This window comes from Corallococcus sp. AB011P (assembly GCF_003611605.1).
GTDB classification, from domain to species: domain Bacteria; phylum Myxococcota; class Myxococcia; order Myxococcales; family Myxococcaceae; genus Corallococcus; species Corallococcus coralloides.
Genome location: NZ_RAVX01000002.1, coordinates 505634 through 519394, shown reverse-complemented (window position 1 = coordinate 519394; position 13761 = coordinate 505634). Strand labels below are relative to the sequence as shown.

Genomic DNA, 13761 nt, shown 5'->3' with positions numbered 1-13761 from the left:
CCCACCGTGGACGCACGCCGCGACGTCATCCAAGGTTCCAAGACGGGCATCACCATCGCGGCCATGGCCGCGGCGCTGATGTCCGTGCTGGACATCTCCATCGTCAACGTGGCCCTGAGCGACATCCGCGCGAGCTTCGGCACGCCGTTGGATCAGATCGCCTGGGTGTCCACCGGCTACATGATGGCCAACGTGGTGGTCATCCCGATGACGGGCTGGCTGCAGCGCCGCTTTGGCTACCGGAAGTACTTCACGTTCTCCATCATCCTCTTCACGGTGGCCAGCGTGCTGTGCGGCCTGTCGTGGAACCTGACGTCACTGGTGGCCTTCCGCATCCTCCAGGGCATGGGCGGCGGCGCCATCATCCCCACGTCCCAGGCCATCCTCTTCGCCCGCTACCCGCGCGAGGAGCACGGCATGGCGGGCGCCCTCTTCGGCCTGGGCGCCGTGACGGGCCCTCTGCTGGGGCCCACCGTGGGCGGGCTCCTCATCGAGGCTGCGAGCTGGCACTGGATCTTCCTCATCAACGTGCCGGTGGGCCTCTTCGCCGCGTACATGGCGTGGCGCTCCATCGAACAGCCCCACTTCGAACCGTCCACGGAGAAGGTGGACCGCAACGGCATCGCGCTGCTCGCCGTGGGCATGGCCTGCCTCCAGTACGTGCTGGAGGAGGGCAACCGCGAGGACTGGTTCGACAGCCAGCTCATCACGCTCCTGGCCGTCATCGCGGGCATCGCGCTCATCACCTTCGTCGTCCACGAGCTGGAGACACCCAGTCCCGTGGTGGACCTGCGAGTGTTCGGCAATCGCTCGTACTCCGCGGCCACCGGGGTGAACTTCCTGGTGGGCACGGCGTTGTTCTCCGGCTCGTTCCTCTTCAGCCTCTTCTGCGGCTCCGTGATGCGCTACGAGGCGTTGGACATCGGGCTCATCTTCCTCAAGGGCAGCGCCATCCAGATTTTGCTGATGCCGCTCATCGGCAAGTTCGGCGGCAAGGTGGATGGCCGCTTCCTGATTGGCTTCGGCATCCTGGGCATGAGCCTGTCCTTGTGGACCAACGGCCACCTGGCCACGCGCGTGGATGAAATCACCCTGATTACTCCGGTGTTCATCCGCGCCTGCTCGCTGGGCTTCATCTTCGTGCCGCTGTCGGTGATGGCGCTCAGCAACCTGCGCCCGGAGCAGCGAGGCAACGCGGCGGGCCTCTTCAACCTCACCCGTGAGCTGGGCGGCTCCATCGGCACCGCGTGGATGAGCAGCGCGCTCAGCCGCTCCACCCAGGCCAACGTCACCGCCATCACCTCGCACGTGGACGTCTACGGGCAGGTGGCCCAGGAGCAGGTCGCCTCGATGACCGGCGCCATGGCGGCGAAGGGCGTGCTCAACCCCACGGGCGCCGCCTACGGGCTGTTGAGTCAGCGCATCAATGCCCAGGCGCTGGTGCGGGCCTTCAACACGAACTTCCTCATCCTCGCCGCGCTGTTCGTCTGCGCCCTCATCCTGGTGGTCATGCTCCAGAAGGCGGACCCCAACGTGAAGGTGGAAGGCGCGCACTAGCAACGCGGTCGCTGGAACGACAAAGCGCGGGTCCCCGGGTAGCGGGGGCCCGCGCTTCTTCGTTTCAGGCGCTACGGGAGACGACTACCGGCGCCACTTCTGCGCGCTGGTGCCGTTGCACTCCCAGAGCTGCAGCGGGGTGCCGCTGGCGGAGTTGCCGCCCGTCACGTCCACGCACTTGTTGGCCTGGGGGTTCACCAGGTCACCGGCGCCGGAGAGGATGAACTGCTGCGCGGGGTTGCCGTTGCAGCTCACCAACTGGATGGCCGTGCCGTTGGCGCTGGAGCCCCAGGCCACGTCCATGCACTTGCCGAACGCGCGCACGGTGCCGTCCGACATGAAGGACCACTTCTGCGCGTTGGTGCCGTTGCAGTCCCACAGCTGCAGGCGGGTGCCGTCGTTGGTGTTGGAGTTCGGCACGTCGATGCACTTGTTCGCCAGGCCGATGATGGGGCCGCCGGAGCCGCCACCGCCCGTGGTGGTGAGCGACAGGCCGTAGGCGTTCAGGATGGGGAGGAGCGGCTGGTAGACGGTGTTGCCGCCGGAGGTGCAGTTGCCGCCAGCGCCGGACGTCACGCCCTGCGCCTGGTTGCCGGACAGCCACGAGCCGCCGGAGTCACCGCCCTCCGCGCACGCGCTGGACGCCGTGAGGCCGTACACCGGGCCCGCGGAGTAGTTCACCGTGACGTTCTTCCCCGTGATGACGCCGCAGCGCCAGCCGGTGGTGGAGCCCGAGCGACAGACGGACGCGTTGACGCCCGCCTCCTGCGAGCCCTGCACCAGCACGTTGGCGCCCGCGTAGTTGTTCACCCACGGCTGCGACACCCACGAGCCGTTGGTGCGCACCCAGGCGTAGTCGTTGCCGGGCCAGCTGGCCGCCACCACCGTGCCCTGCGCCACGCCGCTGCCGCTGGTGGTCGTGCCCGGCCCGCCGCAGTGGCCCGCCGTCACGAAGCCGCCCGCCACCGGGAAGCCGATGGAGCAGCGCGAGTTCCCCGGGTAGTACGCGTCACCGCCGCGCAGGTCGTACACCGGCTTGAACTCCTCGCGCGACGGCACCGTGCGCACCGCGGCGTGCTTCACGCCCGCCTTCGCGACGAAGTCCGTGCCGCCCGTCAGCGCGGAGTCCTGCGTCAGCACCACCACGCTGTTCGTCATCACGTCCACGTACCAGGCGTGCACGGCGCGGCCCGCCATCCCGCTGTCGCGGTCCAGCTGGGCCTTCACCGCGTCCAGCTCCGCCTGCGTGTACTTCACCTTCCGCGGCACCGCCCCCGCGCGGCGCACCGCGTCCGCGTCCGCGTCCGTCGTCACGCCCACCACCAGCGCGCTGCCGTCCGCGTTCATCCACGCGCCACCAAAGCGCTCGCCCAGCGCCGCGCGCAGGTTGCCCTCCACGCGCACCGCCGCCGCCTCCGACGCCAGCCGCTGCTTCGCGCCGTCCGCCGTCAGGCCCAGGTCCCGCTGCATCGCGGAGAGCAGGTCGGGCGACACGTCGTGCGCCAGCGCCGCTTCCGCCTGGGAAGGGGCCGCCATCGCCATCGAGGGAATGACGCTCAACGTGGCGCCAGCGAACAGCGCCGTCGCGGTGGAGAACAGACCGGAGGTCCGCTTCATCGGGTCCTGCCTTTCGTGCTGCGTGGGAGCCCGAAGCGAAACCCGACTGAGCCGCGAAGGTCAATCAATTCAAGAATTACTTAAAATCTCCGACATTTTTGTGTGACCGAAGAAAGTCCCAGGAAACAAGAAGGCCCGGTGCGTCATGAGACGCACCGGGCCTGGGAACTTGCTTCGGTATCGAGCGGAAGTCAGCGCTTCGCGCGCGGGGCCAGCGCGCGGGCGGGGGCCCGGCGACGGCGCAGCGCGACAGCGCCCAGCATCAGCAGGGCACCGGCGAAGGGCAGGGTGCCGGACGTGCCGGACGCGCTGCAGCCCCCCGCCATGGCGTCGGACGAGTCCGGCAGGCCATTGGGGTTGTTGGACACGGGCGTGGGGGTGGGCGTCTGGCCGCCCACGGTGGGCAGCTGGGTGGTGGGCAGCTGCGGCGTGTTCGTCACCGGCGTCTCCGCCACCGGGGTCTCCGCCGTGGGGTCCTCCGCGGGGATGTTCGTGTCATCCGGCACGGGCGTGGGCGCGGGCTCCTCCACCGGCGCGGGCGCGGGCGGCATCACCTCCTCGAGCGTCGTCGCCATGGTGAAGCCGTCATGGTAGATGGCGCCTTCGGGCTTGATGGCGGCGTCGCGGTACAGACCCATCTTCAGGTAGTTCAGCTCCTTGCCGAACTGGTTGGCGCCGTAGGTCTTCGGCAGCACGTGCTCGCCGTTGTGCCACAGCTCCACGAAGCCGACCTTCTTGTCCGAAGACCACTTCACGTGCAGCACGAAGTCGTGCCAGTTGCCCTTGTTGATGGAGGTCTGCCACAGCACGGGCGTGGTGTTGCCGCCCACGCGCAGGTTGATCTTGTCCCCGCGCACGAAGAACTCCAGCGGCGGCGAGCCACAGCAGCTCTCCTGGTGCCACTGGGTGATGACCTGCCACGAGTCATGCACCGGGTAGTTCGAGGGAAAGAGCGTGCTCCACTTGTAGTAGTACTCCTTCCCCTGCGTCTCGTGGGTCAGGTACAGCAGTTCGTTGCGGTTGCCGCTGGCGTTGATGGGGTTGTCGCCCTGCTTCACCGTGGCCTTGAGGGCGTACCTGCCGTCACGCACCACATCCGTTACGACCTGCAAGCGGCTGTTGGCAACGGCCTGCTGGCGCGTCCACTGGGACGTGTTGCCGGTCTCGAAGTCGCCCTTCCAGAGGACGCCAGCGAAAGACAGGGCCGGCATCAGGGAAGCAGCGGCAACGAGCTGAAGGAGTCGCTTCAAACAGGGGTCCTTTCGGTCCGGGTTGGGCCAAGGGGACACTCGGCGGGAAAAAAGCCTTCCCGCCCCGTCCCGCCTGCCAACCCCCTGCCATACGCGCGCTCGCCGGGACGCTTGGTGGGGGATGAGGGGGACAGGGCCCTGCCGCCCGTCACTTCCCCAGGCATGCCGAAGCGCGTGATTCCGGGTGGATGCGGGCGCTCAAACTGTCTTTCGAGAGCAGCCGTGCAGCCGAGCCCCCGGGCGTCATCCCCTCAACAGCCTGACGGCCCGGCGCCCTGTCTGCCTCTCGCGCCTGACGTGGGAAGTGGGGGCTTTTTTCAAGATCGGCGGAGCAGCCCGTCTATTGGTGCGTGTGTCACCCAAAACATCCGATGCGCCTGTTCTCCCACCGCCTTGCTGCCCACCGCGTCATGGAACGCCTGGAGGCAGGGGACGGGGCCAGGTCGGCGTTCGTCGGAGGTTGGTGTAGAACGTCCCGTAGGGGCGGCAGGGGGGAGACGCCCGAGGGGACCGCATGGTGAAGCCGGCGAAGATGAGTCTCTGGGCGCTGGCCATGGCCCTCCCCCTCCTGGCGGCCGGCGTCGCGGCCCTGAAGCCCCGGGCGCAGCAGCCGCAGTCCCTGCCTGACACCTTCTGGACGGATCGCCGGGCGGCGGCTCGCATCGAGGCCCGCCTCACGCACCCGGAAGCGGATCGCTACCGCTCACGCGTCCCCGCGGGTGGCTGCCCGGTGCCCGCCGAGCCGATGCCCCTGGGCCCGCTCGCAAGCATGGAGGCCCGGGAGGACTGGGGCGGCATCGCGGCGGCGTATGCCCTGGAGGGCGAGTGGAACCAGGCGGCCTCCTTCCTGGAGCGCCTGCCAGCCTCGCCGGAGCGCGACAGTGACCTGGCGGCGGTGGCGCTCGCCCGGGGCGACCATGAGCGCGCGCTGCGCCTGCTGGACGCGGCGCTCACCGCGAAGCCGAACCTCACGCAGGCGCTGTGGAACCGGGCGCTGGTGTTCCGGGAGATGGGGCTGACGCTGCGCGCGTCGGAGCTGTTCGAAGAGGTGGCGAAGCGCAACGAGCAGGGCTGGGGACGTGAAGCCCACGCCCAGGCGCTGTCGCTGCGCGAGGCCACGCTGGATCGCCAGCGCCAGTGGAAGGCCGCGCGCGACGCGACCCTGGCCCTGGTGGAGGACCCGAAGGCGCCGCTGCCCATGGACGCGGCCCGGCAGCTCCCGGGCGCGGTGCGTGGCGTCTTCTATGAGGCCGTGCGCGCCGCGGCGTCGAAGGAGCGCGCGCTTTCGCTGCTGCCCCTGGCGAAGGAGCTGGACCGGGTGCAGGGCGGCAGCGTGCTCACGGACTACGTGCAGCGCGTGTCGAAGCGCGACTTCTCCCGCCGGGCGGACCTGGGGCGGCAGTACGCGGAGACGCTGCGCGCGGGCCACGGCGTCCCGGAGGCGCTGCTGGACCGGGCGCGCGTGTCGGGGGACGACGACATCTACGTGGGAGCGCTCCTGCGCGGCCGCAACGGCTCCCTGCGCGGCCTGCAGGACATGGTCGCGCGCGTCGGCCGCATGAACGACCCCTGGTTCACGTACATCGCGGAGCGGGACCAGGCGCGCCAGGAGGTCGCGGAAGGGGCGTGGTGGAAGGCCGAACAGCGGCTGTTCAACGCGCTCCAGCGCTGCCGTGAGACGACGCTGTCGGTGCGCTGCCTGGACCTGGAGCGCGGGCTGGCCATCTTCTACACGGACCTGCAGCGCCTCACGGAGGCGGAGCAGCACGCGCGCGTGCTGTGGGCGGGCGCCCGGCAGCTGCGCGAGTGGGAGACGGAGTTCAACGTCCTGGAGATCCTCAGCCACGTGTCGCGCTCCCGCAACGACCTGGGCAGCGCGCGCGCCTACCTGGAGGAATGGGCCGCGCGAGGCCCCACCCGCAGCTGCTCCTGGCCCCACGTGCAGCTGGCGCACCTGTACTACCTGGACCTGCGGCCGGACGCCGCGCGGCGCGAACTGGAAGCGGCGGAGGCCTGCGCGGACAACTCCATGGAGCTGGTGTTCGGCGCGACGGTCGCGGAGCTGTCCCGCTTCGGCTCCGGCCCCCGGGACGCGGAGTGGCTGAAGACGGTCACCACGCGGGCCCTGGAGGGCTCCTCCGTCCTGGAGAGCGACCGCATCTACACGCACTATCTGGAAGGCCGCTTCCTCCTGGACCAGGACCGGGCCCGGGGCGAGGCGCTCCTGAAGCAGGCCATCGCGGACGCGGAGACCCTGCCCCGCGGCGACGTGCTGGGGCGTGAGACCTGGGCGCTCAGCTATTCGTCGCTCGCGGTGGACGCGGGCCGCGCCGGTGAGTTCCCCAAGGTGGTGGCGCTGATGGCCGCGCAGCTGGGCACGCCCGTCCCTACGCGGTGCGCGCTGGCGGCCAGCATCCACGCCGAGCGCACCACGCTGGTGGCGCTGGGCCCCAAGGGCGAGGTGAAGGGCTCCTACGACGGTTCGCGCCGGGAGTCCCTCGCCCGGGTGGATTCGTCCCGGCTGGTCCCGGACGCCCTGCGCCAGACGCTCGCCGGCTGCGAACACGTGGACGTGTTCGCGTGGACGCCGCTCTTCGGCCGCACGGACCTGCTGCCTCCGGAGATGGCCTGGAGCTTCCGCCTGGGCCGCACGCAGGGGCCGCGCCCCGCGCGGACGTCCACCGCCACGCGCCGCCTGGTGGTGGCTGGCGTGGAGGCGCCGTCGCTCCTGCAGTTGCCCCGGCTCCCCTCGTGGACGCCGGAGGCGGAGCCCGGGGCCGCGCCGCCGGACGTGCTGTCCGGCGCGGACGCCACGCCCTCGCGCGTGCTGGCGCGGATGGCGGACGCCACGGAGATTGAAATCCACGCGCACGGCATCACCGACCCCAGCATCTCCGGCGCGTCGCTGGTGGTGCTGTCACCGGAGGTGAATGGCCGCTACGCGCTCACCGCGGACGTGGTGCGCGAACAGCGGCTCACCGGCGCGCCCACCGTGTTCCTGGCCGCGTGCAGCGCGGGCCGCACCGCGTCCCTCCAGAGCACGGAGCCCTTCAGCCTGCCCGCGGCCTTCATCGACTCCGGGGCCCGCGCGGTGCTGGCCTCCACGGTGGACATCCCGGACGCCGCGGGCCGTTTCTTCGACGGAGTGCGCCGGAGCATCCATGCTGGCAAGCCCGCGGCCGTCGCGCTGCGCGACGAGCGTCAGGCGTGGCTCGCGCGTGATGCCCGCGCTGTCTGGACGCGCTCCGTCCTCTTGGTGGAGCGGGCGGACTGAGCGGGTCAGAAGGGAGCGTCCAGGTGCGTGTTGCCTCCCGGAACGAGGAAGTGATGGAAGGTGACGCTGGCGCTCACGTCCAGCGCCTTCACCCAGTGCCACCAGCCCACCGGCAGGAACACCATGTCCCCGGGCTCCAGCACCGCCTCCAGCACCGTGGCCTCGGCGAACAGCGGGTGCGCGGCCAGGTCCGGCTTCGCCGCGTCCACGTGGCTGAAGGTGCCCCGGTGCGGGTACACGCGGTGGCGCTCGAAGGACGGCACCAGCCGTACGTGCTTGCGGCCCATCACCTGGCCCAACAGGATGTTCATGTTGTCGTGGTGCAGCGGGGTGACGGTGCCCGCGGGCCCCAGGAGCAGCGTCAATTGATCCGCCCGCAGCGACGGGTCGATGAGCCCCGCGGGGGCCCGCAGGTCCTCGCGCAGCGGCGCCAGCCCCTCGCGCCCCCAGTTCTCGTTGCGCGGCACCATGTAGAAGTCGTTCGTCTCTCCGGCCGTCTCCAGCCGGGAGAGGAAGTCGGAGAAGGGCATCCGCGCCCGGTGCCGGTCCTGCTCGGCCGCGTGCTCCGGGTTGGCGTCGCGCCCCACCATCACCTCCACCGCCACCGTCCCGAAACGCTCGCGGAAGTACGGCAGCGACCAGCGCTTCATCGCGGGCCAGTCCGCCATCAGGCCGCGCAGCACCACCGGCCGGTGGCCCAGGTAGTAGCGGCGGAAGAACTCCTCCGGGGACACCCCCTCGCGCACCTCCAGCTCCCGGCCCCCATCCCGGGCGCGCAGCTCGCTGTAGACATCCATCAGCGACTCCAGCCACCCGAAGTGCCGGGCCACCTGGAGCGCCGCCTTGAAGTAGGGGTGCTGCCCCACCGCGGCGATCTCCTCCCGCGCCAGCGCCGGGTCCACGCCCGCCTGCTCCAGCGTCTGCTGTACGTCCTCCGCCGACACTCCCAATGCCAGGTTCTCCGCCAGCCACTGCCGCCACGTGGGGTGCAGGGGAGACTTGTCCTCGTTCATTCGGAACTCCTTGAAATCCTTGAAGGAATGGCCCTGGGGGCCCCTCCTGCCGGTGACGCGAGGCGTGCTATGGACCACGCCCAACAGTCTTTTTCTACCCATCCCCGGTTTTCGCCGGACTTCCGCCGTACCAGGAGAAGCGACCCATGATCCCCGGAGACGTGTCCTCCGCCGTCAATGCCTTCGAGCCGGACCGCAGCGCCCCGCACGTGAAGAATTCGTACGTCAACTGCCAGGAGCGGGGCCCCAAGCGGCGCCGCCCTCTGCCGCCGCCGGCGGTGCCTCCCCTGTTGGAGGGGGCGGAAGGCGCTCGCTGAGCCTCCTGCCGGGCAGGCCTGTCTGCCCTTCCGGGCATTTTTCTCTCAAGAAACGAACCGCTCGGCGTCTTTAGTCAGGAAAGTCCACCAGTCACTTCGGGGCCTTGGGTCATGGCCAATCTCTTCAACCGGGAAAAGCGCCACTTCGAGGCGTTCATCCAGCGACACCGGCCCAGCCTGCTGGCGGTGGCGCGGCGGTTGTGCGCTCGCGGCGCCCTGGACCCGGAAGACCTGGTCCAGGAAGCCTTCGAGCGGGCGTTGCCGGAGTTTGGCCACCTGAAGGACCGGACGGAAGCGGCGTGCGCGGCGTGGCTGTGCACGACCATGACCAACCGGTTCCTGGACCACTGCCGCCGGCAGCGCACGGAGAGCCGGGGGCTGCCGCACCTGGCGCTGGTGCAGGACCTGCCGTTGACGGGGGATGGCGACCAGGAGAACTGGGAGCTGGTGGGCAACGACGCGTTCCAGGCTGCCATCGAGCAGCTCAAGCCGCACCTTCGGGACGCGTACAGGCTTCACGCGGAAGGCCGCCGCTATCAGGCCATCGCTGAACATTTCAACGTCCCCGTGGGAACCGTGGGCAGCTGGCTGACGCTGGCGCGCCGGGACCTGAGGGAACTGCTGCTTCCGAGCGTCGCCGTGGCTCGGGAGCGGGGGGTCCAGTCATGAACGCGCATTGCACCCGGTTGCATCTCTTCATGGACGGGGAGCTGTCCGAGTCCGACGCCGAAGGCTTCCGGAACCACCTGCCGCGCTGTGCCGCCTGCGAGGGGGGCCTCAGGGACCTGCTCCAGCTGGAGCTGCTGGCGGCGCGGGCCCTGGGCACGGGCGTGGCGGAGGTGCCGGCCGCGAAGCCGGAGGGCAACGTGGTGTCGCTGGGCGCGTGGGTGCGCCGCAACGCGCGCGTGGTGGCGCCGCTGGCCATGGCCGCCAGCCTCTGCGCCGTCTTCGTGCCGCGCATGATGCCCGCCGCGGAAGTGCCGGCGGTCGTCTTCCTGGAGAACCAGACCACCCGCGAGCTGGAGGCCCGCCTGTCGGATCCGCGCGCGGACCAGTGGCGCCGCTACAGCCCCATGCGCGGTGGCGCGGAGGGCGTGGAGGCCGGGAAGGGCATCCTGCCGCTGCGTCCGCTGGCGGAGATGGAGGAGCGCAAGGACTTCCGCGGCATCGTCGCGGCCTACGTGCTGCACGGCCAGTGGCAGCAGGCGCAGGCGGTGCTGGCGCGCGAGCCCGCGTCGCTGGCGCGCGACAGCGACCTGGCGGTGGTGGCGCTGCAGGACGGCCGCTACCAGGACGCGCTGGCGCTGTTGGATCCGGTGGTGCGCGCGGATCCGCGCAACCCGCAGGCGCTGTGGAACCGCGGCCTCGCGCTGCGCGCCCTGCACCAGGAAGTCCGCGCCGCGCGCGACTTCGACCAGGTGGCCGCGCTGGGCGAGCCGGGCTGGAGCGACGAAGCGCGCAAGCTGGCGGAAGAGCTGCGCGCCGCCGCCCGCTGAAGCACGCTGGACTCCCCCGCGCGTCACGAGCGTCCACCACCGGGCGCTTTCGCGCGGGGCTCGTGACTCGTTCCTCGGGATGACGTGACAGGCTGCTGGGGTTGTCGGAACACTCCAGGAGCCGCCCATGCCCGAGTCTTCATCCCGCGCTTCCACCGACTACGCGTCCACCCGCCGTGACTTCCGGTGGGAGCGGCCGGCGCACTTCAACTTCGCCACGGACGTCATCGACCGGCACGCGGCCGAGCGGCCCCAGGCCCCCGCGCTCCAGTGGTCCGACGAGTCCGGACGCTCCCAGCGCTTCAGCTTCAAGGAAATGAAGGAGCGCTCGCTGCACGCGGCGCGCTTCCTCACCGGGCTGGGCCTGAAGCGCGGCGACCGGGTCTTCATCCTGATGCCGCGCGTGCCGGAGTGGTGGTTCCTGGTGCTGGGCTGCATCCGCGCGGGCATCGTCTTCATGCCCGGCACGCCCATGCTCACCGCCAAGGACATCCGCTACCGGCTGGAGGTCTCCGGCGCGAAGGCCGTCCTCACCGACGGCAGCTGCCTGGACCGCTTCGAGGGCGTGCTGGGCCAGGCCCCCGGCGTGACGACGTGGGTGTCCACCGGCGACGCGCCTTCTCCGTGGACGCGCTACGTGTCGGAGGCGCTGGCGGAATCCCAGGCGACGGCGTTCCCGCCCACGCGCTCGGATGATCCGCTGCTCATCTACTTCACGTCCGGCACCACGGGCATGCCGAAGATGGTGCTGCACACGCAGTCCAGCTACGGCCAGGGGCACCTCATCACCGGCCGCTACTGGTTGGATTTGCAGCCGGAGGACCGGCACCTCACGCTCAGCGACACCGGTTGGGCGAAGTGCGCGTGGGGCAAGCTCTTCGGTCCGTGGAGCGTGGGCGCGTGCAACGTCGTCTTCGACTTCCGCGGCCGGTTCGACCCCATGGCCTTCCTGAAGGTGCTGGAGCGGGAGAAGGTCACCACCTTCTGCGCGCCGCCCACCGCGTGGCGCGCGCTGGTGCTCCAGGACTTGAAGGCGGTGGACCTGTCCTCGCTGCGCCACTCCCTGAGCGCGGGTGAGCCGCTCAACCCGGAGGTCATCCAGACGTGGAAGGAAGCCACCGGGCTGCACATCCGCGAGGGCTACGGCCAGACGGAGACGGTGGTCATCGTGGGCATCTTCCCCGGGATGGAGCCGCGCGTGGGCTCCATGGGCAAGCCGTCCCCGGGCTTCACCGTGGCCGTCATCGACGAGCACGGCAACGAAGTGGCGGACGGGCAGGAGGGCGACATCGCCGTGCGCGTGAAGCCGGAGCGGCCGGTGGGCCTGTTCGCGGGCTACCTCAACGACGACGCGGCCAACGCGGCCAGCAGCCGGGGGGACTGGTACGTCACCGGCGACCGCGCGGTGCGCGACGCGGACGGCTACCTGTGGTTCGTGGGGCGCTCGGACGACGTCATCAAGACGTCCGGCTACCGCGTGGGCCCCTTCGAGGTGGAGTCCGCGCTGATTGAGCACCCGGCGGTGGCGGAGTCCGCCGTCATCGGCGTGCCGGACGACAAGCTGGGCCACCGCATCAAGGCGTACGTGCTGCTCACGCCGGGCCACACGCCGTCACCGGAGCTCGCGCAGGAGCTGCAGGACTTCGTGAAGAAGACGACGGCGCCCTACAAGTACCCGCGCGAGATTGAGTTCGTCACGGAGCTGCCCAAGACGGTGAGCGGGAAGATCCGCCGCGCCGAGCTGCGCGCCACCCAGAAGAAGTAGGCGGCGCGCAGGGCAGGGGAGACGGACTACTTCAGCCAGTCCGAGTGCACGAAGCCGGCGTCGGGCTTGTCCCGGCGCTGGTAGGTGTGCGCGCCGAACGCGTCGCGCTGGGCCTGGGTGAGGTTCTGCGGCAGCTCCGGGCTGCGGTAGCTGTCCAGGTACGCCAGGCTGCTGCTGAACACCGGCACGGGGATGCCCGCCTTCGTCGCGACGCCCACGAGCTTGCGCCACGCCGGGGCCATCTTGTCCAGCACGGGCGCGAAGGCTTCGGACACCATCAGGTTGGGCAGCGTGGATTGCTGCTGGAAGGACTCGCGCAGCGGGGTGAGCAGCTTCGCGCGGATGATGCAGCCGCCCCGCCAGATGCGCGCCATCTCCGCCAGCGACACGCCCCACTTGTACTCGTCCGACGCCGCCTGGATGAGCCGCATGCCCTGCGCGTACGTCACCACGCGCGCCGCGTAGAGCGCGTCATGCGCCCACTGGGCCAGCTCCTTCTTCTCCTCCGAGGACAGGGAGATGTCGGGGCCGTGGAGCTTCTTGCTCGCGGCCACGCGCTCGTCCTTGCGCGAGGACAGGTTGCGCGCGTCCAGCGCGGACGCGATGGAGGGCACCGGCACGCCCAGGTCCAGGGCCACCTGCACCGTCCACTTTCCCGTGCCCTTCTGGCCGGCCTTGTCCAGGACCATGTCCACCAGCGGCTTGCCCGTCTCCGGGTCGCGCTTGCGCAGCACCTTGATGGTGGTCTCCAGGAGGAACGACTCGGCGATGCCCTCGTTCCACTTGGAGAACAGGTCGGCGAGCGTCGCGGTGTCCAGGCCCAGGCCGCGGTGGAGCACGTCGTACGTCTCCGCGAGCAGCTGCATGTCCGCGTACTCGATGCCGTTGTGCACCATCTTCACGAAGTGGCCCGCGCCCTCCGGGCCCACGTGGGTGACGCACAGGCCTTCTTCACTGCGCGCGGCGATGGCCTCCAGCACGGGCTGCACCAGCGCGTACGCGTCCTTGGGACCGCCGGGCATGATGGACGGGCCGTTGCGCGCGCCCTCCTCACCACCGGACACGCCGATGCCCAGGAAGTGGAAGCCCTTCTCCTTGCACAGGGCTTCACGGCGGCGCGTGTCCAGGTACCAGGAGTTGCCCGCGTCCATGATGACGTCGCCCGGCGACAGCAGCGGGAACAGCCGGCCCATCATCTCGTCCACGGGGGCGCCGGCCGTAATCATCAGGAGGATGCGGCGCGGGCGCTCCAGGCCGGCGACGAACTTCTCCAGCTCCGGGAAGCCCTGCAGGGCCTGCTTCGGGTTCTCCTTCTGGACCTGCTGGATCTTCTCCGGGTGGCGGTCCCATACGGCGACACTGAAGCCGTGGTCCGCGATGTTGAGGGCCAGGCTCGCGCCCATCACGCCCATGCCCGCCACGCCGAACTGCGCCGGCTTCGTCTGTTCGCTCATTGTTCCCTCCAGAGGGGC

The 13761-nt window shown here is 70.3% G+C and carries 10 protein-coding genes; 6 read left to right on the top strand and 4 right to left on the bottom strand.

Annotated features, from left to right (window positions below; genetic code table 11):
* Nucleotides 1–6 precede the first annotated feature (6 nt).
* Nucleotides 7–1557, top strand: a complete 1551-nt coding sequence (locus D7X30_RS07335) for a DHA2 family efflux MFS transporter permease subunit (RefSeq protein WP_233591435.1) — start codon at nucleotides 7–9, stop codon at nucleotides 1555–1557.
* Between the two features lie 84 nt (nucleotides 1558–1641).
* Here D7X30_RS07335 and D7X30_RS07330 read toward each other — a convergent pair whose 3' ends face one another.
* Together D7X30_RS07330 and D7X30_RS07325 are read right to left on the bottom strand one after the other, a co-directional pair.
* Nucleotides 1642–3174, bottom strand: a complete 1533-nt coding sequence (locus tag D7X30_RS07330; RefSeq protein WP_120562126.1) for a S1 family peptidase — start codon at nucleotides 3172–3174, stop codon at nucleotides 1642–1644.
* Nucleotides 3175–3365: 191 nt separating this feature from the next.
* Nucleotides 3366–4424 (bottom strand): polysaccharide lyase, encoded by a 1059-nt coding sequence (locus D7X30_RS07325; protein WP_120562125.1) that lies wholly within the window; start codon nucleotides 4422–4424, stop codon nucleotides 3366–3368.
* 514 nt (nucleotides 4425–4938) lie between these two features.
* On the opposite strand from D7X30_RS07325, the gene D7X30_RS43555 reads away from it, so the two are divergent.
* Entirely contained in the window at nucleotides 4939–7698 is a 2760-nt protein-coding gene (locus tag D7X30_RS43555) for a CHAT domain-containing protein (protein ID WP_120562124.1), read from the top strand.
* 5 nt (nucleotides 7699–7703) lie between these two features.
* Here D7X30_RS43555 and D7X30_RS07315 read toward each other — a convergent pair whose 3' ends face one another.
* Nucleotides 7704–8711 carry a cupin-like domain-containing protein gene (locus D7X30_RS07315; protein ID WP_120562123.1) on the bottom strand — a complete coding sequence of 336 codons (1008 nt, stop codon included), beginning with the start codon at nucleotides 8709–8711 and terminating at the stop codon, nucleotides 7704–7706.
* A gap of 146 nt (nucleotides 8712–8857) precedes the next feature.
* On the opposite strand from D7X30_RS07315, the gene D7X30_RS42235 reads away from it, so the two are divergent.
* From D7X30_RS42235 to D7X30_RS07300, 4 genes are all read left to right on the top strand, one after another.
* Nucleotides 8858–9028 (top strand): hypothetical protein, encoded by a 171-nt coding sequence (locus tag D7X30_RS42235; RefSeq protein WP_199724199.1) that lies wholly within the window; start codon nucleotides 8858–8860, stop codon nucleotides 9026–9028.
* A 111-nt stretch (nucleotides 9029–9139) separates the two neighbouring features.
* On the top strand, nucleotides 9140–9697 hold the full coding sequence (locus D7X30_RS07310; protein ID WP_120562122.1) for an RNA polymerase sigma factor: 558 nt from the start codon (nucleotides 9140–9142) through the stop codon (nucleotides 9695–9697).
* Nucleotides 9694–10524, top strand: coding sequence for a zf-HC2 domain-containing protein (locus D7X30_RS07305; RefSeq protein WP_120562121.1), 831 nt, complete (start codon nucleotides 9694–9696; stop codon nucleotides 10522–10524). Before D7X30_RS07310 ends, D7X30_RS07305 begins: the two co-directional genes overlap by 4 nt.
* A gap of 127 nt (nucleotides 10525–10651) precedes the next feature.
* Nucleotides 10652–12289: an acyl-CoA synthetase gene (locus tag D7X30_RS07300; RefSeq protein WP_120562120.1), complete on the top strand. Its 1638-nt coding sequence runs from the start codon at nucleotides 10652–10654 to the stop codon at nucleotides 12287–12289.
* A 26-nt stretch (nucleotides 12290–12315) separates the two neighbouring features.
* Here the strand turns inward: D7X30_RS07300 and gndA are convergent, their stop codons facing one another.
* Nucleotides 12316–13743 (bottom strand): NADP-dependent phosphogluconate dehydrogenase, encoded by a 1428-nt coding sequence (gene gndA, locus D7X30_RS07295; RefSeq protein WP_120562119.1) that lies wholly within the window; start codon nucleotides 13741–13743, stop codon nucleotides 12316–12318.
* Nucleotides 13744–13761 lie beyond the last annotated feature (18 nt).

Coding starts and splice junctions, on each gene's coding strand:
- D7X30_RS07330 (WP_120562126.1), bottom strand. CDS start 3,174: ATGAAGCGGACCTCCGGTCTGTTCTCCACCGCGACGGCGCTGTTCGCT.
- D7X30_RS43555 (WP_120562124.1), top strand. CDS start 4,939: ATGGTGAAGCCGGCGAAGATGAGTCTCTGGGCGCTGGCCATGGCCCTC.
- D7X30_RS07315 (WP_120562123.1), bottom strand. CDS start 8,711: ATGAACGAGGACAAGTCTCCCCTGCACCCCACGTGGCGGCAGTGGCTG.
- D7X30_RS42235 (WP_199724199.1), top strand. CDS start 8,858: ATGATCCCCGGAGACGTGTCCTCCGCCGTCAATGCCTTCGAGCCGGAC.
- D7X30_RS07310 (WP_120562122.1), top strand. CDS start 9,140: ATGGCCAATCTCTTCAACCGGGAAAAGCGCCACTTCGAGGCGTTCATC.
- D7X30_RS07305 (WP_120562121.1), top strand. CDS start 9,694: ATGAACGCGCATTGCACCCGGTTGCATCTCTTCATGGACGGGGAGCTG.
- D7X30_RS07300 (WP_120562120.1), top strand. CDS start 10,652: ATGCCCGAGTCTTCATCCCGCGCTTCCACCGACTACGCGTCCACCCGC.
- gndA (WP_120562119.1), bottom strand. CDS start 13,743: ATGAGCGAACAGACGAAGCCGGCGCAGTTCGGCGTGGCGGGCATGGGC.